The organism is Variovorax glacialis, from assembly GCF_051216375.1.
GTDB lineage: Bacteria > Pseudomonadota > Gammaproteobacteria > Burkholderiales > Burkholderiaceae_C > Variovorax.
In genome coordinates, this window is sequence record NZ_JBPJZT010000035.1 from 1 (window position 1) to 22,466 (window position 22,466).

The window sequence follows — 22,466 nt, forward strand, 5'->3', positions numbered from 1 at the left end:
TGGACCAGTTCGACCATCTGTCGGCGGAACTCCGCCGGGTACGGAGGCTTCGGTGTAGGCATATCGGACTCCTTCATCCATAAGGATCGGGTGTCCGCGAAATCGGGTCAACTTCAGCTTGTGACTGTAGCCCCACGCGCCGTCGGCGCAAAGAGGCCCAAAGCTGCCGTCGCTTGGGAGCCTCGATTCAGCAATCAAAAATGGTGACCAACGACCTGAAAGGTTTCAATCCTCGCTCGCGTCGCCAAACTGCCAACGACCTTCTCATTTGCGTGAGCCTCGTTTTCTCGGTAACCAGGCTAGTTTTGCGTAGCTTGCGAATGAACGTGTGCCCATCGCTATTGTTCTTAAGAAGGTTGCAGCGAGCACACGCGAGAACCGAGTTCTCCAAATCGCCCCGGCCTCCTGCGGCCAGCGGGAAAAAGTGATCGCAGTGGTAGCACGCTCGTCCGCTCTCGTCGGTCAAACTGTCTGCGCAGTAGTAGCAGATACCGCCTTGTGCTTCGAATAGCGCGGCCTTTTCTGGCCGGGAGACTCGCCCGCCTACTTCGCTTGCTTGCAGCGCGCGCCGGGCACGTCCAACGCGGCTCTTCTGCCTGGCGAATAGCCGGTCAACCAGCCCACGACTCTCCTCATATGGATAAACCGCGGCTATTTCGTAGTCCCAGTCCTTAGGGCCGCCGCACGCACATGGCGCCAACGGAGCCTTGATGGGAGCATTGCAGTCGGAGCACAGGCAATGCTGCACGACAAAGTCAATGACGTCTGGGCTGATCCCGTCTGGCCAGTGGCCGCGGCGATCCGTTTCAACTGGCGCTAACCTGTGGAGCAAGAAGGTGCTCAACGGAAAACCGCCAAGACAAGTTAACCCCCAACGAACTGCCGGGACGAGAGGCTGTGATTTGGACTGGCTGAGCATTGAGCGAATCGCGACGTGCTTGAAGACTGCTTCTGGCCGATTGTTGCCCGCCGCATGGTCAGTGCGCACACGCTCCTGAAACCCGCGACCGACCGACTGCGGCGGCGAGCCTGAGGCCTTCTTCAAAACGCTGGCTGACGAACTGTTTGCCAGGCCAACAACTCTGATCGAGGCGCAGCAACTATGATCAGCTTACACGTCGACCGGCTGCGGTGCGCTCATCGCGTCACGACGGGCGCATCGATGATCGGTCCAGCATCAAAGACTTCCACTGGCGTCAGCCTGAGCAGCTGCTTAGCTTCGTCGATAGTGCCGCAGAGCCATTGATCGACATCGCCCCTCTCGATCGGGATCACAGAACGCTTGTCCTGTAGGGTGGCCGGTAGGGGGGTCTTCGTTTTTGGATCCAGCACCGGTCTATGCATCCGGTTCATCAAAGGATGGTTGTCGGCGTTCAGCGTGAGCATCGTGTAGGACTCGCGCACTTCGCCGGTCGCCTTGTCGACCCATGTGTTCCAGAGGCCGGCGAGGCCCCAAGGATTTTCATCCGCCCGCCGGAACTGCCACCACACGTTTTTCCTGGTCTCCCAGTTCGGCTCGTCAAAGCTGGAGGCAGGAATGATGCAGCGCTGCCCGCGCGCCCATGGGTGCTTGAAGCTCGCCTTATCGGCTAGCTCTTCGCTGCGCGCATTGTTCGTCGGGAATTTCAGCTTCGGTTCCTTCGCGAACCATGGGATTAGGCCCCACTAACCGACGACAAGCTCACGTTCGTAGCCTGTGGCATGCCGAGCCCGGCGGACGAAGGGGCCAGGCGATCGCGGAAAGATTGCCGGCGCCCAGCTTGGACGACCATCCTCCCGGCCTATGTGCCAGTACGACTCGATGTCGTAGTCGTCCGGCGAGATGTATCGATTGCACATGGGGCGATTGTGCTTTTCAGCAGCGATGACGCAACCCTGCGACGGGTCAGTGGAAGTCTCTGCTGGACGTCCGAAGGGTGCCCAGCAGGCGCGTGTGGTCGACAAGCTTCGTTGCAACCAACGACTGCACGCCTTTCTCGTTTTGCCAGGTGCCTTCGACACTAAGCAGCTTGGCTCCAAGCAGCGCAGTGCGCTGTTCCTCCGCCACCTGCGGCCAGACGATGATGTTGACCGTACCAGTCTCGTCTTCGAGCGTTGCGAAGATGACGCCGTTCGCCGTGCTGGGCCGCTGGCGATGCGTCACGATTCCGCTGATGCGGACCTTCTGACGGTCCTTTCCACGGGTGCGTAGCTCCTCGGACGTCTTGATGCCCCAGACGCTGCGCGAATTCCTCTGTGTAGCCCTTCATCAGCATGCGCTCGATGAGCTTCCGCTGATGCACCTCCAGCCCGCCGCGCTTTCGCCAAGCGCCCATGGCTCGGCGCAGCTGGTCGGCCTCGCCGGCAGTGAAGTCGGCAGCCAGCATCGCGATTTGCATCACCTGTTCTTGGAAGATCGGTACGCCGAGCGTCCGTTCTGTCGCCCGACGGATCTCGTCGCTCGGGTACTCCACCGCTTCTTCGCCCATGCGCCGGCGCAGGTAGGGATGGACCATGCCGCCCTGTATAGGGCCCGGTCGCACGATTGCGACCTGCACGACCAGGTCGTAAAAGGTCCGAGGTTGCATGCGTGGGAGCATGCTCATCTGCGCTCGGCTCTCGATTTGGAAAACGCCGACGGTGTCAGCTTTGCAGATCATCTCGTAGGTCGCAGGGTCCTCCGCCGGCACGTCCTGTACGCGCATCGGCGGGCCGCCGGCTTTCTCCCCGGCCAGGTCGAGCGCGCGATGGATCGCGCTCAGCATGCCCAGCGCGAGGATGTCGACCTTGATGAGTCCTGTCGAATCGAGATCGTCCTTGTCCCACTGAATGATGCTGCGGTTGTCCATCGCAGCGTTTTCCACAGGGACTAGCCGACTGATCTTGTCGCGTCCAATCACGAAGCCGCCTGGGTGTTGGCTTAGATGGCGAGGGAAGCCGCCGCAGACGGGCGGGCTCGTCACGCCGGCAACGGTCGGGGAGCAACTGCTGTACGAGATCGGCGATCCGGCGAACTACCTGCTGCCGGACGTGGTCTGCGACTTCCGCCAAGTGCGCATGGAAAAGGCAGGGCCCGATCGCGTGCTCGTGACCGGCGCCCGCGGCCGACCGCCAACGAACACATACAAGGTCAGCGCCACCGCACACGCGGGCTTCAAGGTGTCGGGGCAGCTCACCATCGTGGGCATCGATGCCCCTGGCAAGGCGAAGCGAACCGGCGAGGCGCTGCTCGAGCGCGGACGGCAGCTGCTGCGCGAGTACGGGTTCGAGGATTTCCTCGCCACGAGGATCGAGCTGCTGGGAACCGAGTCCGCTTACGGCCCCCATGCGCGGACATTGCCGACTCGCGAAGTGGTGCTGCGCCTGACGGTCACGCATGCGGAACGGCGCGCGCTGCAGATGTTCAGCCGCGAGTTCGCCGCTCCGGGCACGTCGTGGTCGCCCGGCACGACAGGCGGGGGCGGCCGTCCCTCGGTGTCGCCGGTGCTGCGGCAGTTCGCCTGGCTCATTGCGAAGGAGCAGGTGACGCCGACGGTCACCCTCGGCGGCGAGACGACGTTCTCGGTGACGCTGTCGCCGCCGCAACCCCAGCTCACGCCGGAACCGCTTGCGGCCTCGCAGAGCACGCTGCCCGCCGGCCCAAGCAAGACCGTGCCGCTCGTGCAAATCGCCTTCGGGCGCAGCGGCGACAAGGGCGACACCTCCAACATCGGCCTGATCGCGCGCCGTCCGGCGCTGCTGCCCGTGCTGCAAGAGCAGGTGACGCCCGAGCGTGTGAAGGCGTACCTCGGCCATCTGGTGCAGGGGCCGGTCCAGCGTTACGAGCTGCCCGGAATCCATGCCATCAACTTGGTGTGCGAGCAGGCGCTCGGCGGCGGCGGCATGGCATCGCTGCGCAATGATCCGCTCGGCAAGGGCATGGCGCAGATGCTGCTCGACATGCCGGTCCAGGTCCCCAAAAGCTTGCTGCAGCAACTCCCGGCATGAACTTCGACTTTTCTGGCGACGAGCTGGCGATCCGCGACGCCGTCGAAAACCTCTGCGCCGAGTTCGGCCCCGATTACTGGCTCGAGCGCGACCGCGACGGGCGCTGGCCGCACGAGTTCTGCGAGGCCGTCGCCCGCGGCGGCTGGTTCGGCGTGACCATGCCCCGCGAACACGGCGGCGCCGGGCTCGGGATCTCGGCGGCCGCGATGGTGATGCGCACCATTGGCAAGCTGGGCTCGGCGGCCGTGTCATCGGTGCACCTGAACCTTTTCGGCCCACAGCCGGTGGTCGTGTTCGGCACCGACGAGCAGAAGCGGCGCATGCTGCCGCCGCTGATCGACGGAACCGATCGCGCCTGCTTCGGCGTGACCGAGCCTAATGTCGGCTCCGACACCACGCGCGTGCGGACCTTCGCTCGCCGCGACGGTGACCGCTACATCGTCAACGGCCAGAAGGTCTGGACCTCGACCGCGCAGCACGCCAACAAGATCCTTCTCGTGGCGCGCACGACGCCGATCGAGGACTGCGCCCGCCCGATGGACGGCGTGACGCTGTTCTACTCGGACCTCGATCGCTCGCACGTGCGCATCAGCGAAATCGAGAAGATGGCGCGCAAGGCCGTGGACTCGAACGAACTGTTCATCGACGGGCTGGAGATTCCCGCCGGGGATCGCATCGGCGAGGAAGGCAAGGGCTTCAAATACTTGCTCCACGGACTGAACCCCGAGCGGATCCTCGTGGCGGCATCAGCGCTCGGCGCGGGGGAAACGGCGCTGCAGCACGCGACCGACTATGCCAAGGAACGCGTCGTGTTCGGCCGGCCGATCGGCAAGAACCAGGCGATCCAGCATCCGCTGGCGGAATGCTGGATGCGACTGCAATCCGCCGAGCTCCTGATGTGGAAGGCCGCCGCGCTCTACGACGCCGGCAAGCCGTGCGGGGTTGAGGCCACTGCTGCCAAGTATCTGGCTGCGGAGGCCGGCTATGAGGCGGCGCTGCGTGCCGTGCGCACGCACGGCGGGTTCGGCTTCGCGAAGGAATACCACGTCGAGCGCGGGTTGCGCGAAAGCGTGCTGTCGCTGCTCGCGCCGGTCACGCAGGAGCTCGCCCTGTGCTACGTCGCCGAGCAGGCGCTCGGCCTGCCGAAGTCGTATTGACCCGGGCAACACAATACAAACTCATTCATGGCGCGGCCGAAGCCACGCCCTGCGACCCCCCACCAGATTGGTGACGATTCATCAACCCACTGCTTTGGAGAATGTGACATGAGGATGAACTTGGTCAGGATGATGCTGATACTCCTGGTTTCGCTCGCGACGTCACTCGCCGCGAGTGCATGGGAGCGCGGCAAGGTCGCAACATTCGCTGCCTTGCCCCCGGGTGAGGCACATCCAGAGGGGATCACCGTCGACCGCGAAGGCAATGTCTATGTCGTCACGGTGGCAGCGAACAGACCCAAAACAAGCGAGGGAACGCTGCTGGTGTTCGACCCGCAGGGCATCTGCGCAGTGTCGGAATCGAGGGCTCGAGCAGGTTGTTGCTCGACCTCGGCTTCCATCCACAGACGGGCAAGTTGCTCGTGGTCGACTACGGGGCCGGGAAGGTCCTGAGCGTCGATCACAGGTCGGGTGCCTCATCCGTGTTCATGACGGTCACGGGCAAGCAACCCGGCCTCGACGGGATGACGTTCGACCCCGCCGGCAACGTGTACGTGACCGACGCCGACCAGGGCATCATTTGGAAAGTCGGACCCGACGGTGGCGAAGCGTCGGCATGGGTCAGCAGCGCACTGCTCAAGCCGACGAGGATACCGCCGACCATCGGCGCGAACGGCCTGGCGTTCAACAACAACAAGACGGCCTTGTTCGTCGCCAATACGGCGAACGACACCATCGTCAAAGTACCGGTCAATGGCTCGACCCTCGAGCCCGGCACGCCTGAAGTGTTCGTCAACCGGATCGGCGGCGGGCCCGACGGTTTGATCATCGACGAGCACGACAACCTCTGGATCGCGTGCAACCAGTCGAACGAGATCGTCGTGCTCGAGCCCACGCAGGGCCGCGTCATTGCCAAGCTGGGGGACTTCGGCGGAATCGATCGCAACGGCGCACCCATCGGCTTTCTCTGGTCGAACAGCCTCGTATTCCACGGTGACGACGTGCTTGTCACCAACCTGTCGCTCGATGTCGAGACGGCCATTTCGCAGCTTGCCGACGAACTTGGCCTGGGGCATCTCGTCGGGCGGAATCTGCGGACCATCGATGGACCGTGGGCTCGCGAGGTGAAGGTCCACACGATCTCGAAGATCAAGAAGCGGATACCGGAGCCCAGTCCGGGATTGCGCTGAAGTGAACGAGCCCCTTGGGCGCGATGCACCGGCACCCGTGAGAACACTACACCAATGATCGGCCAAAAGAGGCGAACGGCCGCGGAAACGGCCGGCTCACCAATCCAATTAAAGGGGAGACATCATGAACGCCGTACCGATCCGGCGTCGCGCGGTGGTTCTGCGCGCGGAGCTGACCGTCTACAAGGTGCCCAGGATCGTGAGCTTCGCCGAAGCGTTGCCCAAAAGCACGATCGGCAAGATTCTCCGACGCGTTCTTCGCGACCTGGACTGAATCCCCATTCTCAATTCCGCATTCCCAATTCCGCATCCTTTTTCTAAAGATACCCGTCATGATCGTGCAACAACTGCTTCCCGCCGACCTGTTCAAGGGCAAGACCGTCTTCGTCACCGGCGGCGGCAGCGGCATCAACCTCGGAGTCGCGCGCAACTTCGCCGCGCTCGGCGCCCATGTCGCCATCTGCGGGCGAAGCCAGGAAAGGCTCGACCAAGCCGCCATCGAGCTGCGCGCACTGAACGGCCGCCTGGATGGCAAGGTGCTGCCCGTGGCTGCCGACGTTCGAGACCCCGCGGCGCTGGGCGCGGCCTTCGAGCGCACCGAGGCCGAGCTGGGGCCGATGGATGTGCTGGTGGCCGGCGCCGCCGGCAACTTCATCTGCCCAGCGGAAGAGCTTAGCCCCAATGGCTTTCGAACCGTGATCGAGATCGACCTGCTCGGCGCCTTCCACGCCTCTCGCCTGGGCTTCGAGCAACTGAAGAAGACCCGCGGCTGCCTGGTCTACATCTCCGCCCCGCAGGCCTCGGTGCCGCAGGTCTACCAGGCGCACGTGGGTGCGGCGAAGGCGGGCATCGACATCATGATGAAGAACCTGGCGATCGAGTGGGGCCGCCACGGCATCCGCGCCAACAGCGTGGTCCCGGGGCCGATCGCGGGCACCGAAGGCCTCAAACGCCTAGTCAGCGAAGCCGACGCGGCCGAGTTGGTCGCGTCCCTGCCGCTTCGCCGCTACGGCTCGGTGGACGACATCGGGCAGGCCGCCGTCTTCCTGGCCTCGCCTCTCGCGCAGTACGTCACCGGCACCGTGGTGCAGGTGGACGGCGGCTTCTCGCTGGTCGGGTCGGCCCTGCAGAACCGCCAGCTCGAGGCCATGCCCCGGCAACGCCGCGCCTGAGTGGCTCCCCTCGCCCCAAAAGGATCCCACCGCCATGACCACCACATCACTTTCCCTCGCCACGCTGCCGCAATGGGTCGGCAAGGAACTCGGCGTCTCCCGCATCGGCGGATCGTCGATGCCGCGATGGCCTTATCGGCTGTCCCATTTGGCCCGCGTGACGGACAGGCTGCTGACCGCATTGGGCCATGTCGGACAGGTCGACGTGCTGGGCGTGTCGTGGGGCGGCGCGCTGGCGCAGCAGTTTGCGCGCACCTGCCCGCAGCGCTGCAGGCGTCTGATTCTGGCGGCCACGGCCGCCGGCGTTGTGATGGTGCCGGGCAAACTGGGCGTGATCAGCAAGCTGGCCAGTCCGCGCCGCTATTGGGACCCAGCCTACCTCAACCGGTTGGGCGGGGATAACTATGGGGGCGACTATCGCCGTGATGCACAACTGCTGGCCAGGCATTCCAGTCGCATCTTGCCGCCGCGCGGACGCGGCTACATGTACCAGCTGCTCGCGGGCCTGGGGTGGACCAGCATCCTCTGGCTGCGCTCGGTGCGGCAGCCGACTCTGGTCATGATGGGTTCGGACGATCCCATCGTGCCCGTCATCAACGGCCGCATCCTGGCCGCGCTGATTCCAAATGCCCGGCTTCGCATCGTCGACGACGGGCACCTGTTTCTGCTGTCGCGCGCCCACGATGTGGCGCCCATCATTCGGGCGTTTGTCGGAGCTGCGAGCGCCTGATGTCGGCCACGCCATCAGAGCGCGAATTGCCGAGAGCGGTCTGGCCTCGGCCCACACGACCATCATGCAATTGGTCCAGCGCTTCATGCCCGAGTTCGAAAGCGCTGGAATTGATTTGCCCGCAAGGCCGGTCGATCATGGCGAGTCGATGAGACGTACGAAGCAAGACAGTTTTCTGAGTTCTCAAAAATTAAGTGAAAGGAAATGGCATGAGCAACTTCAAATTAACATCGCCTGAATTCAACAATCAGGATCTGTTGCAACTGGTGCATGAGTTCGATGGCTACGATGGTACCGGCCAGAACCGTTCGCCCGCGCTGCAATGGCAGGGCGCGCCGGAAGGCACCAAGAGTTTCGCGCTGACGCTGTACGACCCGGATGCGCCTACCGGCAGCGGCTTCTGGCACTGGATCCTATTCGACATCGATGGGTCCGTCACCCAGCTCGCCGCGGGCCTGGGCTCCAGCGACGGCACTGACCTGGGCGCCAGCGGCACTCAGGCCGCCAACGACTACGGCGCCATCGGCTATGGCGGTCCCTGCCCGCCCAAGGGCTTGCCCCCGCGCCGCTACATCTTCACCGTGCACGCTCTGGGCGTGCTCAAGCTCGGGTTGCCGGCCAACGCGACGAACGCCGTGGCGCGCTTCTTCATCTACCAGAACACGCTCGCCACGGCTACCCTGACCGGCCTCTATAAACGCTAAGCCGAGATCCCCTCAAGGGCGAAGCGAGTTTGCCTTCGCACGACAACGACTTGGCATGAGGACGGCATTCCGAGTTCTGTCTCCAAGCGGATCTGCTGGACTCCGGCGAGATCCAACGTCGCACGGTCGAGCGCGCGAGGCTGACCGAATTCTTCGCCAAGTGCCAGCCCAGCCTGGTTGCGATGGAAGCTTGCGCCAGCGCCCACTACTGGGCTCGCACGATCAGTTCGCTGGGGCATCAAGTCAAGCTCCTGCCGGCACAGCACGTCAAGGCGTTCCTGTTGCGTGACAAGACCGACGCGATGGATGCGCAGGCCATTTCGGTGGCGGCCCCGGCAAGCGCACATCTTGCCTGTATTAGTCAAAAGTCAACGCCAGCAGGCCTGCATGGCGTTGCACGGAATTCGCCGTCAACTGATGAAGATGCGCATCATGCAAACCAATGCATTGCGGGGCATCATGTCCGAGTTCGGAATCGCACTTCCGGTAGGGCACAACCATCTACTCAAGGCGATCCAGGGTGAACTGGCAAAGCGCAGGAGGAAGACCGGATACCGGCCAATCTGGTGATCACAGTGCAGGAGCCGCTCAGACGCGTCGATGTGCTGCAAGATGACATCGATCACATCGGCCATCGATTGCATGCGACGATCCGCGAGGACCGGCAAATGCAGGCAATTCAACAGATTCCGGGCGTCGGAGAACTGACAGCATCAGCGCTGGTTGCCGTTGTCGGTGACTTCTCCACATTCAAGTCCGGCCGCCAGTTCGCGTCGTGGGTGGGATTGACGCCGCGACACGTTGGTACCGGCGGCAAGACGCAGCAATTCGGTATCCCCAAACGCGGCGACACGTACTTGCGTACGCTGCTGATCGCGGGCGCTAGGGCAGTGATTGCCAGGGCGGAGAAGTCTGGCTGGCTGACGCGACTTCTGGAACGTCGCCACCACAACGTTGCGGTGGTCGCGCTGGCCAACAAGATGGCTCGCGCGGCTTGGGCGATTCTAGCCAAGGGCGCCGCGTTAGATCAGGACAGATGGAATCCGCTCGAGGAAGGTGACAGTCTGATCAACGACTTCGCACGGTTGACCGAGTCGACGGAGGAAAGAGAACACGAACCGTTTTGAAGGAGAGCCTGCAAAAAGCGTGGTGATGGATGAAGGTCAAACCTGGCCGGGGACACTCCGACAAATTCCCAGTACCTTGAGTACAACCTGGAGATAGGAACCGCGGCCGCGAATAGCCATGATGGCCAGCAGTACCTTACATCCGGCCTGTTGGTGCAGCTTTTTCGATCTCGGGCGGCAGCTGGTGCACCAGCCCGACCTTCGTCGAACGCTCGGCGTGGTTGACGATGAACTGGACCACCACTGGTACCGGCACGGGCAGCTCCATCTGGCGGCCGTAGCGCGCGCCGGACCAGGCAGCCCCGTACCGCATCGCCGTGCGGTACGACGCTTGCGTGTTTCTGGACTCGCCCTCGGACATCAGATCGTGGGCGGCTTCCTAGGCCATATCGGACAGCTGCGCTGGATCAAGGAGCGCGTGGTTGCGTCAGCGGCGTCAGATTGAGTTGCGGTGAGCCGGGGTGGCCGGGTCGCACTGTTAGTTGGCCCATTTAGTTTCCTTCGTCGTGGGGAACTCATTCGCCACCTCGCAGCGCACGATCCAGCAATGAATCCTGCGCGGGCGTGCGCTCCGCGCTCACACCCGGCAGTGCCAGGTTTCGCTTGCCCAGTTCTACCAAGATCTCCCTGAAGGCAAGCCTTGTCGCGCAAGAGAGCTGCCGCGAGGTCATGGTCCCGCCAGTGTACGGCGCCAGGAGCAGGTTGAGCTGCGATGGATTCTGCGAGGGATGCTGCTCTAGCAAGTCGTTTGACATGGCTGGGCTGTCAGTGGAAGCCATGTGCGACGTCGAATCGCTGCGCCAGTTCCAACAGGCGTCGGTCAAGGGTCCATAGCCGTGCGCCTGGGGTGATGAGGGTCGACGCAAGTAGCGCCATGTCGACCAATCCGCACCCGAGTCCGTACAGCTTTTCGCGCTCGATCAGTTTCAACACTTCGTCCAACGTGGCCTGATTGCACGACCTCAGAAGGCTCAAACCGCCAATCGTTTGCTCTCGCGGAGAGGGCGGGGTGCCACACGCCAGTTCCACGATCACCATCGGATGGGTCAAGGCGAGGTCCAAGCCGACCAGGTTTGCGAGGGCGGCGTTGCCGCTGCGGAAATGGTCGATCCAAACAGAGGTGTCGACGAGCACGCTCATGGCGAGATCAGCTCGCCTCGACGCCGCGGGACGTCCTTGATGTCGGGGGAAGTCCCTCCGAGCGCAATGAGGCGCTTGCCCGCCTGAATACGTACGAACGTGCGGATCGCTTCTCGAAAGATCTCCGCCTTGTCCATTTCCGGATCGGCCAGTTCAAGGGCCTTTTCGAAAAGAGAGTCTTCGATGGTGACGGTCGTACGCATGGTTGGTCCTGAATCTCTGGTGATTCCATTTTGCATCAGATCGCGCATCTTTTACGTCGCCGCCTTCGACTTTCGAAGCGGGCCGACTGGGCTGCTCGCTCTCTCCAAGGGGTAGCCGAATGGAAGGGAGCTTCCCCGTCCCGATTAAGCCGCTGCGTGTTGCGGTTGCCCGATGCAAAAACGATTGACCGAAGCGGCGAAGAAGCGATTGCGGGCAGGCCGAATCCTGCTGGCGGGCAAGAGTTGCGCCGAGGCAGCCCCGGCCGTCGGGGTGGCCCGGCAAACCGTGCACACATGGAAGCGCCTGCTCGATGAAGGTGGCATCGATTCGCTGCGAGCCGTGCCCGAGCCAGGGCGTCCGGCGCAGTTGGATGAGGGGCAAATGGCAACCGTGCGCGCGGCGTTCCTGCAAAGCCTGACCGAGCATGGATTTGCCACCGAGCTATGGACGCTCAAGCGGGTGGGTGCTGTCATCGAGCGCATGCACGGCGTGCGCTTTGGACAGACGCAGGTCTGGCGGATTCTGGGCAGCCTGGGCTTCAGTGTGCAAAAGCCTGAAAAGCGCACCATCGAACGCAACGACGACGCTGTTCGCAGTTGGAGCGCAGTACCTGGCCGGCGCTCAAAAAAAAGTGCAGCGACTTGCGTGCCGCTTGCCGGTGGATTCACTCTCTCGCTCGGCCGCAGGCGTCGGCGAGAGATCTATTTCGATCAGGCGCGCCGGATGCGCCTCGCCGATGAGGAACCTGGGCTTGGTGTCTCCGAACTCGAAGGTCGAGCGGAACGCTTCGTGCCTGGCGACGAGATCGGACAGCGCGGCGCGCAGGGCGGAGGTGTCCAGCGGCCCGCGCAGACGCATCGTGTCGCGCATGTTGTAGGCGGCGCCTTGGGGGTCCATCTGGTTCAGTACCCACACGCGCCGCTGCGAGAACGACACCGGCAACGCTCTGTGCGCGGAACGCTTCGATGCGCGCCATCTGCGCCGCTTCGCCGGTGTCCGGATCCGACGCCACGGTGCCGACTTTCCGGGCCAATTCTTCGATCGTCGGGTGCTCGAGCATCTGGCGCAGGGGCAGCTCGACCCGAACGGTCGAACGGATGCGCGACACGATCTGCATGGCCAGCAGTGAATGGCCGCCGAGGTCGAAGAAGTTGGCGCGCACGCCGAAGCCCGACTTGCCCAACACCCGCTCCAGATGTCCAGCAGCGTGGATTCGATCGGAGATCGCGGCGCGAGCGAATGGAGCTCCGATGCGTCGCTGCCCGGGCGCGGGAGCCGCCCGCGATCAAGTTTCCCTTTGGCAAGCCGCGGCAGTTCCGCAGGAACACGAAGGCATCCGGGATCATGTAGTCGGGCAGCCGCATCTTCAGGGCCGAGCGCAGGCACGCGGCATTCCCCGGTCCCTTCGGGACCACGCTTTCGAAGCGCTGACGTTGCCTGATGATGAAGTCGGCGAAGGCCAGCGGCGGTGCGGCAGCGCGTGCAACTCGACGCGCCCACGGAACGTGAACTTCGAGAGCGCATCGCGCACGCATTGGCCGCCCTTTCGATCTTTCGACCGCCCCATTGCTGCGGGCCGAGCTGTTTGGACTTGCGCCGGACGACCAAACAATTTCTTTTCGTCCCGCCCATGACGGCTTTAGTTCACTTCGTAGGTTCTTCGCAAGGATTGCGAAACAAGACTTACACCCCATGCGGCGATCTCGGCCGCACACGGCGTAGCATTTTGAGAATGGATTTAAACAAAATCCCGTCGAGGTCTTCGCCAATCTTGCCGTCATGTCTGGCCTGTTGAAACCAGGGGAAGCGATTTCGGCATCCGTGCAGACGTTTGCTGAAAGCGTGGTCGCTGAATGCGCAGTCCTCGGTGACGGCTATGGCTCTGAAGACGAGACAGCAGGCGACCAGATACGAGCCAGCCTTTTAAGTCGGTACTAGGGCGTTCGGTCGGCGGTGAGGCACTCCTGCTAACGCGAGTTGGTCAAGGCAGAGATTTACCCGACCCGCGAAGCGATGATGGAGTTTGAATCCCGCCAGATCTGCCAGACCGCCAGATCGGCGTCCGGAAAGGGTATCGCGGTGGGCGAAAGGCCGGCCGACGACCCGAGCGACGTACAAAGGGGATGCAGGCCAGCCAAGGGGCGGCCACGGCTCAATCCGAAAATCGGGGATGTCGATCGCCTCAACCATTTGGGGAGGCAGGGTGGGAAGCAAGCGACATGACGAATGAAATCGATGACTGGAACATCTGCCAGACCGCCGTCGTCCTGCGCGACGGCACCCGAGCAACCATTCGCGCCATGCGCCCTAACGATAGGGACAGGCTCAAGGCTATGTTCGCGGAACTGGAACGGGAGTCGGTCTACACCCGGTTCTTTGGGTACCTGAAGGAGCTTCCCGAGGAATGGCTCAATCGCGCTTCCAGGGTCGACTTCATCCGCCGGACCGGTCTCGTAGTAACAATCCGGGCCGGCGACGAAGAAATCGTCATCGGAAGTGCCACGTCAGTTGCCGTTGCCGCACCCGATGGTGCCAAAGCGGCCGAGGTGGCCTTCACGGTTGAGGAGGACTACCAAGGCCAGGGCTTGGCAGGCAGGCTGCTCACGGCGCTGGCCGACATCGCGCGGCGGCACGGCATCGAGCGCTTCACCGCCGATGTGCTTTCGCACAACGCAGCGATGCTCGCGGTGTTCCGTCGCAGCGGTCTGCCAATGCGCAGTCATAGGGAGGGCGGCGTGACCCATGTCGAACTCGACCTTGGACTGAACCCGACGTGTAGCCCCTAAGGCGATCGCGCAGCGATCGAGTTAGTCGACCCGGACGCAGGTGCCGGCCCGTATATCCGCCGCATCTTGATCCGTGCAGTCCACGGCGTGTTGCGACGCGTTTTTAGCTCGCCCACACTCTGCATTCAGACCGAGGAGACCAAGGGCAGGTCATCACACGCACGTCAGACGCGTTCGTATCTTCGAAGTGCCGAACAGTTCCTCACGGAGGTGCTCCTTGGAGGCTCCTTTGAATTGCCGCTCAATGGTATGAAGGTGCTGGTCGCTGGCGTGGCCAACGACCAATCGATCGCGTGGGCTGCGCACGGGCCTTTCACGACGCAGGTCCGGTGACCCGGGACTGGCGAGCGAACTGGGGTCGAAGCGCATCTCGCGTGCACGCGCTGTCGCCCGGGCCACTGAAGACGCGCGCGGCTTCAGGTATTGATGATTCGACGAACTTCTGCGGCACGCCGCCGATCGTGCGCCGACGCATCAACTGGCCACCATCGAGGACGTCGGCGCCAATGCCGCCTTCCTTGCCTCCCCGGGAGCCGCAAACGTTACCGGCACCGTGCCGGTCATAGAGGCGGCTACCACATCATCGCCCAGTTCGACCGGGACCAAGAGTGGGCGGAATACTGGACTTACGCGACGCAGCGGCAGTTGCTGACGCTGAGTGCCTTCCGCGAACGCGGCAAGATCTTCGTCGCACGCGAGGCAGCCGGCATGCCGCCGGTGCTCGACTTCAAGCACGAGGTCGTGATGGATGACCGTGAACTCGAGAGGCCGATCAACTACGCGCTGCTGGCATCGAGCCGCCGGAAGGCGTGACCGTCGATTCCGAGAAGCGAACGGTGGTGATCATCGACCCGCGCGCCGGGCACGGCTCCGGCATCGCCGGGCTCAAGTCCGAGTGAGGTCGGCGAGGCCTTCTGCGCTGGGCTTTGTCGCCTTCCGTCCGGTGCCCGAACCTAACCAGACGCTGGCCTCTCGCGCAATGCCGGCACGGTCTTGCTCAGCACATCGGCAAGCTCGGCTTAGGGAAACAGGCCTGGGAAGAGAGGTTCTATCGCGGCCTCCATACGCTCCCTGGTCAGCACGTGCTGCTCGTGGAGCAGGGCGTTGCGCTCTGCCGCAAACCGCTGCACGCCTGCTGTCAGCAGTCTCCGCCGAGGGGCAGGGGGGGCCGGGGCTCATCTTGCCGTGCGCCCTTTGCGTGAATAGCGGCACAACCTTGAACAGAAGTTCGACTTCATCCTGAAAGGCATCTCTTGCCTGCCGTGCCCCTCTTGAGCTGGTTACTTTCGATAATAAATAGGCACGTCCTGAAAGCCCTGCGACTGGCGCATGAGCGCTGGTCGGGCAAATACCGGCTCCCTCAGGCCCCAATCGGCAGTGCCGTGAGCATTTTTCACGTTCGCGCGGTGGGCCTCGCCATGCTGGCAGCCAAATTGGATTCGACTACGGCGACCGGGATCCAACTGGCAGCTTGGGGCCCGATGCCGTTCGTCGCTACCGATCGACCTGCGGCAGGATGTGCGATGCTGCCGTTCGTTGCTGCGCCTCAAGCTCACCATCCCGGCCAGGACGAGTCATTCACGACTGGCTGCTTACCGACGGTTCCCACGTCGCAGAGCGGGCCGTCGGTGTTCGTGTCGCTACGTTCGCGCAGGGAAGGCCATGGCGATCACTTCCTCCGCGCTGAGGCGGGAACCCTCGTCGCGAAGGCGTCCAAGCGCCTCGGCATCGAGACCCGTTTTGATGACGGCGAGTGCTTCCTCGTAGCAGCGCTCTGGCACCGGGGGCAAGCGGGCGTGGTCGGAGCCCAAGCGGTTGTTGATGTAGGCAATCGTCTTCGCTGCTTCGATGTACCTGCCCTCACGCGCAAGCAGATTCGCGATGTAGCAAAACACCCAGATAGCCGGACCTTGCGCGTGCGTGATCATGGTCGCCGCGGTTCGCAACGAGGTCTCGGCCGCTTCGAGATCTCCGAGGCCAACTTGTGCCAATCCGCGGAAAGCGAGGATGAATGCGCGGAAGTAGGCGCCTTCAATCACCCTTGATCCGCCAAGAAGATCGTCACATCGATGCAATGCGGACGCAAAGTCGCCTGCCGCGAGATCGAAAAGTGGACGCACGCCTTCACACACGTCCCCGAAAAAGCTGTCCCCTCGACGATGGCTCTGGAGGACAGTGTCAATGAGTTTTCGTGCCTCCTGCGGCCTGCGCTCAATGCAGTATTCGCGGAGTGACTTGCCCCAGGCGATGGCAAATTGCAGCCACGACGGCCAAGCCGGGTCAAGCAGCGCCTCCATCTCGGTCAGCGCTCTTTGCGCCGCATCACGGTCGGCGAGATACGCGAATGAGTACACGGTTGATGTCAATGACCTGAACACCCAGAATCGATCGTCCAGGCTGCGAAACAGCTCGGCCGCCCTGAGTCCCGCCTCGGCCTGGCGTTTCATGTCGGTCATCATCCGCAGGTCTGCGACGGCGAACGACAAACGCGCGGCCAGTCGCGGCGGCGTCGATTCGTCCACCCAGGGTTCGATGGCCCGGTACAAACGCGCACCTTCGTCATTGAAGCCGTGTGCATCCCAGAGCATATCGGTGGCGGCGGCGAGCGCCACGGCGATCTGGCGATCGCCACCGGATCCCATCGCCCAGGCCGCGGCCGCACGCACATTGTCCAGATCGGGCGCGATGCGACGCATCCGCGCCAGCGGCTCCTCGAAGGGATCGTCACCGGCCAGGGTGTCGGCGATCGCCTGTGCATGCCGCCTGCGGATCGCTTCGAGCGATCCTGTGGCGGCCAGCCGCTCCAGCGCAAAAGCACGGCTGCTCTCGAGCAGCCGATAGCGCTTTGCCTCGCCGCCCTCAACGAGGACCAACGACTTGTCGACCAGGGAGGCCAGGTGATCGAGCACTGTCCACGTATCGATCGCTTCGTCGGCCGCCACGAGTTGCGCGGCCTCCAACGAGAACGTGCCCATGAACACGCCGAGCCGGTCGAACACCGTCTGCTCCGCTGCCGTCAGCAGCCCGTGGCTCCACTGCAGCGCCGCGCGCAGCGTCTGATGCCGCGGCAGCGCCGTGCGGCTGCCCGCCGCCAGCAGCTTCAGCCGCTCGCCCAGGCGCTGACGCACCCCGCGTACGCCCAGCAGCGGCACCCGCGCCGCGGCCAGCTCGATCGCGAGCGCCATCCCATCGAGCCGCCGGCAGATCTCGACCACGTCCTCCACGTTCCCGCCGTCCACGGCGAAGCTTGAATCGACGGCCTGGGCGCGCGCGACAAACAGCTGCACCGCACCGTAGCTGGACGCTGCACTCGCGTCCGCGCTGGGGGGCACCGCCAGCGCATTGAGCCGACTGATCTGCTCTTGAGCAATGTGCAGCGGTTCCTGGCTCGTAACGAGCAGCCGCACGCCCGGGGCGCCCGCCACGATCTGCGCGGCCAGTTCGGCCACAACTTCGAGCAGGTGCTCGCAGTTGTCCAGCACCAGCAGCAGCCGCTGGTCCCTGAGCACCTGCACCAGGGACGCCAGCGCGGTCTCCTTCAGCGCCATGGGGTGCCCCAGCACCCGCGCCACCGTGGGCACCACCAACTGCCCATCCGCCAGCGGGGCCAGCTCCACGAGCCAGGTGCCGTCGGCATAGCGACCGCGCACGGCGTGGGCCACCGCTTGCGCCGCCCGGGTCTTGCCGAGACCTCCAGGGCCTACCACGCTCACCACGCGATGAAGCTCCAGCAGCCGGGCCAGCGCCGCGACGTCCTCCGCGCGTCCGTACAGCGGTGGCAGCTGCGCGGGCAGATTGCCCCCGGACTGGGCCGATGCGGTTGCGGCGTGGAACGTTTGCCTCGCCGATCCTGAATCCGACGCCACCGCCCCTTCGATGGGGATTCCAAATACATGCAGCGGCTGCCCGATGTTGCGTACCGCGTGCTGGCCCTGGTCCACGAAGCGATGAGCGCGCCGCTCTCCCAGCGTGTTGCGCACCGAGTCCGATACCGAGATGCCGCCCTCGAGCGCCAGCGCCTGCAGGCGCGCCGCCACGTTCACCCCGTGGCCGTAGACCGAGCCGTCGGGCTTCTCGATGACGTCGCCCAGGTGCACGCCGATGCGAAAGCGCAGGTGTGCAGCCTCGGGTTGGCCAGTGCCCGCACGCGCAAGCCGTCGCTGGACGGCCACGGCCGCATCCACTGCACCGGCGGCGGTCTCGAACACCGCCAGCACCGAGTCGCCGGCCGTATCGACGATGCGCCCGCCATGTTCGGCGACGCGCCCGCGAAAGACCTGGCGCGCCGCATCGAGTTCGGCCACCGTCGCAAGCTCGTCCTGCGCCATCCGACGCGAGTACCCCGACGCGTCGGCGCAGAGAATCGCCATCAACCGATGCCGCAAGCCCAAATCGTTCACGAGGCACTCCCGCCCGTATGCGAGCAGCATCGTAGTCCTCGCATGGGGCCGTGTCACTCCTGCAGCGCGCACCGCCGGACCGCTCGCCACGACGACAAGACCAACGCCAAGGCGTGCAGATTCGGCCAGCCACTGCTCTCCATCGGCGACGGCGCGAGCCTGGACGATGACATTGTGGGGCTGCTTCCGGGCGGCGAACTCGTCGCCTCGGATGTCCGGACTGGGTCGGAACCGCCAGCTCGGTTCGCGCCGTTGAACGACCGGAGTCGGTCTTGACCCGCCGCATGATTGGGGTGCCCCAAGGACCGTTCATGGCCGTGACTGCCTGTTCGCCAAACTCGCCGATAGCCGCCCTTGGCCAACAGCGTGACCACGCCGAAGGTCAGCTACCAAGCGCGCTTGCGAACGCGTCTTCGCGCGGGCCTGTCGGCGGCCTTCACCGCATCGCTGCTGATGCTCGTCGGTTGCGCCAACCGGCCGATCAACCCCCCAATCCAGCAGGCCGATGCCAGCAGCGGCTATCGGTTCGAGACACGCCAAGCGCAGGTCAAGGACAAGGACGCGCTGGTCATCCTGGCTTTCTCGGGCGGCGGCACGCGCGCTGCCGCGTTTTCCTACGGCGTCCTCGAATACCTGCGGCGCACCGAGATCGTCACGCCGAAGGGCAGAGGCCGCCTGATCGGCCAGGTCGACATCATCACGGGCGTCTCGGGCGGCAGCTTCACCGCGCTGGCTTATGGACTGTACGGCGACAGACTGTTCGACGACTACGAGCAGCGCTTTCTGAAGCGCGACGTGCAGGGCGCGATCGTGTCGCGCTCGCTGAACCCGGGCAACTGGGCCAGACTGTCATCCAGGGATGGGGGCGCTCGGAGCTGGCCTCTCAGCTCTATGACGAAGTCCTGTTCAACAACGCGACTTTCGGTGACCTGAACCGCGGCAAGGGGCCGCTGATCCTCGCTACCAAGCCCATCCAGCTTGAACAGCTTTCAGCCTCCCTTAGGCGACTGCTCGGCCCGGCTTGACCGGACCCAGAGAGGAGTTTGGTTTTCGGTAGTGTCATGGTGGAGGCTCCGGCACGACAGCGGCCCAAGGGCAGGTGTTGGACAGCCAAGGGAGAAATCGCGGAGGTCATTGCAGGGGTTGCATTGGATACAGCTCGTAGCGAAGCGGTCCACTGCTGGCGGGGGCTTGCTGTCAACGGGCCGAGACGAAAGGGGCGCGGCACACGTCGATCGGCACTTGGCAACTGAAGCGAGAGAGCGTGATGACAAATCGACAAATCGACAAATCGTCCGGGCCGCCGGTACAAAGGCCCATGAGGCCGGATTGAAGCGTCCATCCTGTGGTGGCGGCCGCGGTTGCCTCCGCACCGTCGTCAACGGGGCGCACTTGCACGCACACCTCGTCAAACGGGAGCGGCTTAAATCCTGAAGACCTCCTGTCAAGCGTATTTCAATGCCCTGCAAAGTCGGCGACGCGCGCAAAATTGTGCTGGCGTCACGCCCTTCAGTGTCTTCCGCTCGACGTGACGACTCTGGTCCTTGGATGAGAATTCGTCGGAGGACCCTTTCTGGCGGCAACCGAACGACGCCGACGCCGCTTGATTTCGCGCTCCTTGGTCGGCCGCTGCCAAGATCGCACTGCGATTGGCCGCCGGAGAGTGCTAGTCTGCCTCTCTTGGCGTCCCGAGCTGAACGTAGAGCTCATCAGCTCCTTGAACGGGGCTCTCGGCGACGCATGATCGAGTCGCTCCGGGCAGGGTCTCCCTGCGCACGGCGCATGCAGAAGGCCGCCTCACCCGAACGATGGTCGAGCTTCTGGTTGAGCATTGCGGCGCACCGCACCGGTTTATCGAGCGGTTGCGTTTGACAGCCTTTGCTTGCCGCGCGCATTCACCCAGGCAGTGGCTGCCGTGGCTTGAGCCGGGTTGATGTCCCGACAAGTGGTGTAAGTCTTCTTTCACTCGCTGCGCGGCAAGGCGCGTAGGGCGTAGCCCGAAGCGGCTTGCCGCGCAGCGACCGCTCTCTTCGGGGGTGGCCATCGTGAAGACCGGATAAGTTTGAGGTGCGACCCACCAAACTTGTCTTGAAGGAAATCACGATCACCAACCCAACTATGGCATTGGCCGAGCTCGCTGAGAAGGGAGCCGATGTCGACGTCCTGCGCCAGATGGTTCAGTTCATGGCCCAACGCCTCATGGAACTGGATGTCGAAGGCCGCTGCGGCGCCGCCTACGATGAGAAGAATCCCGAACGCCTCAACAGCCGCAACGGCTACCGTGAGCGCACCTGGGACACCCGAGCCGGCAGTGTCGAACTGAAGATCCCCAAGCTGCGCCAGGGCAGCTACTTCCCCGAATTCCTGGAGCCAAGGCGCACCGCCGAGAAGGCGCTCACCGCCGTCATCCAGGAAGCCTACGTGCAAGGCATCTCCACCCGCTCGGTGGACGACCTGGTCAAGTCGCTGGGCATGAGCGGCGTCTCCAAGAGCCACCCATTAGCCCCCGTGTAAATAGGGGCCAGCACATTTCTGCGGGTGTCCCCCGCCATCTATTCGCTTCCCCCCGTGTAAATAGGGGCCAGCACATTTCTGCGGGTGTCCCCCGCCATCTATTCGCTTCGTTTCCCTTCCAAAGCCTGCGCTCCCCAATCTTCGAGTTCGACACGCACTTGGTTTTCGAACGGTGGTAACGCCGTAGCGCACCAGTCACCCATCAGGATCAAGGCCTACGCGCCTTGCGGTGCTCGGCCCCTGGCTGCATTGGCAGCCCCAGAAAACCCTCTGTTCCCCACCGTGTCCAAACCTTGCAGCCAGCGAGCCGGCTGCACAGATCTGTGGCTTCACCGAATGGTGATCCAGCTCCTTGTGGCTCACGGTACGGGCGCAACGAACTTATCGAATTGGGCGGGATCGACGTCGGTGTGTAATCAGGTCGATGGTTCTGCCAGCTTTTGTACGACATTGTCGACGCCGTCCCATTGATCATTTCAGCTCGTGTCTTACGAGCGCCGCCTCATCCGAAGGGCGCCGCCTCATCCGAAGGCTTTCGCAACGTCGAATGGCTGTCCATGCTTGATCACGTGATAGCAGGCCCGTGCTAGCTTGTGCGCCACGGCCTTGATTGCGACGACGCTCAAGCTACTGGCGCACTTCTTCTGGTACCAGCGCTTGATGGTGGCGTCGAAGCGCACCGCAAAATGCGCCGCTTCGATGAAGGCCCAGGCGAGAAACTTGTTGCCGCACTTGGCGTTGCCTTCGCCCTTCTTCTTGCCATTCGATTCGCGACGGCTGTCGACCATGCGGGCGTAGGAGGCGAAGTGGCCGGGGTCAGAGAAGCGGGCGATGTCTCCAGTTTCCAGCGCAATGGTCAGCGCCAAAATATCGCCGATGCCGCTGACGGTCTTGAGCGCCTTGAAGTCTTCGCGCAGTTTGAGTTTGGACAGGATTCCCCGCTCGAGCTGTTGAACCTGCTCGTCGATGCAATCCATTACCGCCAGGGTTGCCTTCACGGCCTGCTTCTGTTCGTCAAGCAGTTCCATGGCATCGACATCCTTTGGCTCCATGCGCTTGATCGAGTCGCCGCTCATGCGCGCGCCGAGGTTGCGCGCAATGAGGTTGTGTATGCTCAGGATCTGGGTGGTGCGCTGTCGCACAAGTTGGCTACGCTTGCGCAGCAGGTCGCGGACGGCGCGCTGCTCGCGAGGGTAGATATGACCCACTGGCAGGATGCCGAGACGCAACAGGTGAGCGAGGTGGCGCGCGTCGCTGAGATCGCCACCGTGCTTAAGCCCGTCGTATTGTTTGACCGCAGCGGTGTTGACCAGGTGCACGATGAAGCCGGCATCCTGCAGCCCGTCTACCAGCCAGTACCAGTTGTAGGTCGACTC

General features: G+C 63.6%; 19 protein-coding genes and 7 pseudogenes. 14 read left to right on the forward strand and 12 right to left on the reverse strand.

Annotated features, from left to right (window positions below; translation table 11 throughout):
* Positions 1-187: 187 nt before the first annotated feature.
* From ACSFBL_RS34700 to ACSFBL_RS34715, 4 genes and pseudogenes are all read right to left on the reverse strand, one after another.
* On the reverse strand, positions 188-919 hold the full coding sequence (locus ACSFBL_RS34700; RefSeq protein WP_435520370.1) for an HNH endonuclease: 732 nt from the start codon (positions 917-919) through the stop codon (positions 188-190).
* A gap of 218 nt (positions 920-1,137) precedes the next feature.
* On the reverse strand, positions 1,138-1,656 hold the full coding sequence (locus tag ACSFBL_RS34705; protein ID WP_435520371.1) for an SOS response-associated peptidase family protein: 519 nt from the start codon (positions 1,654-1,656) through the stop codon (positions 1,138-1,140).
* A 229-nt stretch (positions 1,657-1,885) separates the two neighbouring features.
* The gene (locus ACSFBL_RS34710) at positions 1,886-2,143 is read right to left on the reverse strand and encodes an OB-fold nucleic acid binding domain-containing protein (RefSeq protein ID WP_435520355.1); all 258 of its coding nucleotides are present in this window, start codon (positions 2,141-2,143) and stop codon (positions 1,886-1,888) included.
* A gap of 70 nt (positions 2,144-2,213) precedes the next feature.
* Positions 2,214-2,918, reverse strand: a pseudogene (locus ACSFBL_RS34715) (error-prone DNA polymerase); the annotation flags it as partial.
* On the opposite strand from ACSFBL_RS34715, the gene ACSFBL_RS34720 reads away from it, so the two are divergent.
* The 8 genes and pseudogenes from ACSFBL_RS34720 to ACSFBL_RS34755 all read left to right on the forward strand — a co-directional run.
* On the forward strand, positions 2,812-3,966 hold the full coding sequence (locus ACSFBL_RS34720; RefSeq protein WP_435520356.1) for an acyclic terpene utilization AtuA family protein: 1,155 nt from the start codon (positions 2,812-2,814) through the stop codon (positions 3,964-3,966). The pseudogene ACSFBL_RS34715 and the gene ACSFBL_RS34720 sit on opposite strands and share 107 nt — an antisense overlap.
* Positions 3,963-5,123, forward strand: a complete 1,161-nt coding sequence (locus ACSFBL_RS34725) for an acyl-CoA dehydrogenase family protein (RefSeq protein WP_435520357.1) — start codon at positions 3,963-3,965, stop codon at positions 5,121-5,123. The genes ACSFBL_RS34720 and ACSFBL_RS34725 overlap by 4 nt, the downstream gene beginning before the upstream one ends.
* Before the next feature lie 380 nt (positions 5,124-5,503).
* A complete protein-coding gene (locus ACSFBL_RS34730) occupies positions 5,504-6,313 on the forward strand; it encodes an SMP-30/gluconolactonase/LRE family protein (RefSeq protein WP_435520358.1) in 810 nt (269 codons plus the stop codon).
* 124 nt (positions 6,314-6,437) lie between these two features.
* A complete protein-coding gene (locus ACSFBL_RS34735) occupies positions 6,438-6,587 on the forward strand; it encodes a hypothetical protein (RefSeq protein ID WP_435520373.1) in 150 nt (49 codons plus the stop codon).
* 58 nt (positions 6,588-6,645) lie between these two features.
* Complete coding sequence (locus ACSFBL_RS34740) at positions 6,646-7,485, forward strand: SDR family oxidoreductase (protein WP_435520359.1); 840 nt, start codon at positions 6,646-6,648, stop codon at positions 7,483-7,485.
* Between the two features lie 34 nt (positions 7,486-7,519).
* The gene (gene phaZ, locus ACSFBL_RS34745; RefSeq protein ID WP_435520360.1) at positions 7,520-8,215 is read left to right on the forward strand and encodes a poly(3-hydroxyalkanoate) depolymerase; all 696 of its coding nucleotides are present in this window, start codon (positions 7,520-7,522) and stop codon (positions 8,213-8,215) included.
* Between the two features lie 209 nt (positions 8,216-8,424).
* Positions 8,425-8,919, forward strand: coding sequence for a YbhB/YbcL family Raf kinase inhibitor-like protein (locus ACSFBL_RS34750; protein ID WP_435520361.1), 495 nt, complete (start codon positions 8,425-8,427; stop codon positions 8,917-8,919).
* A 92-nt stretch (positions 8,920-9,011) separates the two neighbouring features.
* Positions 9,012-9,971, forward strand: a pseudogene (locus ACSFBL_RS34755) (IS110 family RNA-guided transposase); the annotation flags it as partial.
* Positions 9,972-10,182: 211 nt separating this feature from the next.
* Here the strand turns inward: ACSFBL_RS34755 and ACSFBL_RS34760 are convergent.
* From ACSFBL_RS34760 to ACSFBL_RS34775, 4 genes are all read right to left on the reverse strand, one after another.
* A complete protein-coding gene (locus ACSFBL_RS34760) occupies positions 10,183-10,407 on the reverse strand; it encodes a hypothetical protein (protein WP_435520362.1) in 225 nt (74 codons plus the stop codon).
* Positions 10,408-10,561: 154 nt separating this feature from the next.
* Positions 10,562-10,825 (reverse strand): hypothetical protein, encoded by a 264-nt coding sequence (locus tag ACSFBL_RS34765; RefSeq protein ID WP_435520363.1) that lies wholly within the window; start codon positions 10,823-10,825, stop codon positions 10,562-10,564.
* On the reverse strand, positions 10,812-11,186 hold the full coding sequence (locus ACSFBL_RS34770) for a type II toxin-antitoxin system VapC family toxin (protein ID WP_435520364.1): 375 nt from the start codon (positions 11,184-11,186) through the stop codon (positions 10,812-10,814). Before ACSFBL_RS34770 ends, ACSFBL_RS34765 begins: the two co-directional genes overlap by 14 nt.
* The gene (locus tag ACSFBL_RS34775) at positions 11,183-11,389 is read right to left on the reverse strand and encodes a type II toxin-antitoxin system VapB family antitoxin (RefSeq protein WP_435520365.1); all 207 of its coding nucleotides are present in this window, start codon (positions 11,387-11,389) and stop codon (positions 11,183-11,185) included. The genes ACSFBL_RS34770 and ACSFBL_RS34775 overlap by 4 nt, the downstream gene beginning before the upstream one ends.
* Before the next feature lie 172 nt (positions 11,390-11,561).
* Between ACSFBL_RS34775 and ACSFBL_RS34780 the strand changes: the two are divergent.
* Positions 11,562-12,022: pseudogene (locus ACSFBL_RS34780) on the forward strand (winged helix-turn-helix domain-containing protein); the annotation flags it as partial.
* On the opposite strand, the gene ACSFBL_RS34785 reads toward ACSFBL_RS34780, so the two are convergent.
* Together ACSFBL_RS34785 and ACSFBL_RS34790 are read right to left on the reverse strand one after the other, a co-directional pair.
* Positions 12,012-12,326, reverse strand: a complete 315-nt coding sequence (locus tag ACSFBL_RS34785) for a condensation domain-containing protein (RefSeq protein ID WP_435520372.1) — start codon at positions 12,324-12,326, stop codon at positions 12,012-12,014. The pseudogene ACSFBL_RS34780 and the gene ACSFBL_RS34785 overlap by 11 nt on opposite strands.
* A 100-nt stretch (positions 12,327-12,426) precedes the next feature.
* Positions 12,427-12,576, reverse strand: a pseudogene (locus ACSFBL_RS34790) (phosphopantetheine-binding protein); the annotation flags it as partial.
* Positions 12,577-13,609: 1,033 nt separating this feature from the next.
* Here ACSFBL_RS34790 and ACSFBL_RS34795 point away from each other — a divergent pair.
* From ACSFBL_RS34795 to ACSFBL_RS34805, 3 genes and pseudogenes are all read left to right on the forward strand, one after another.
* Positions 13,610-14,176 carry a GNAT family N-acetyltransferase gene (locus tag ACSFBL_RS34795; protein WP_435520366.1) on the forward strand — a complete coding sequence of 189 codons (567 nt, stop codon included), beginning with the start codon at positions 13,610-13,612 and terminating at the stop codon, positions 14,174-14,176.
* Positions 14,177-14,516: 340 nt separating this feature from the next.
* Positions 14,517-14,761 (forward strand): annotated as a pseudogene (locus tag ACSFBL_RS34800) (SDR family oxidoreductase); the annotation flags it as partial.
* 60 nt (positions 14,762-14,821) lie between these two features.
* Positions 14,822-15,075 (forward strand): annotated as a pseudogene (locus ACSFBL_RS34805) (DUF3141 domain-containing protein).
* A 741-nt stretch (positions 15,076-15,816) separates the two neighbouring features.
* Here the strand turns inward: ACSFBL_RS34805 and ACSFBL_RS34810 are convergent.
* Positions 15,817-18,606 (reverse strand): adenylate/guanylate cyclase domain-containing protein, encoded by a 2,790-nt coding sequence (locus tag ACSFBL_RS34810; protein WP_435520367.1) that lies wholly within the window; start codon positions 18,604-18,606, stop codon positions 15,817-15,819.
* Positions 18,607-18,930: 324 nt separating this feature from the next.
* On the opposite strand from ACSFBL_RS34810, the gene ACSFBL_RS34815 reads away from it, so the two are divergent.
* Positions 18,931-19,509, forward strand: coding sequence for a patatin-like phospholipase family protein (locus ACSFBL_RS34815; RefSeq protein ID WP_435520368.1), 579 nt, complete (start codon positions 18,931-18,933; stop codon positions 19,507-19,509).
* Between the two features lie 1,170 nt (positions 19,510-20,679).
* Positions 20,680-21,069 (forward strand): annotated as a pseudogene (locus ACSFBL_RS34820) (transposase); the annotation flags it as partial.
* Positions 21,070-21,611: 542 nt separating this feature from the next.
* Here ACSFBL_RS34820 and ACSFBL_RS34825 read toward each other — a convergent pair.
* On the reverse strand, positions 21,612-22,466 hold an 855-nt coding region (locus tag ACSFBL_RS34825; protein ID WP_435520369.1), incomplete at its 5' end, for an IS110 family RNA-guided transposase.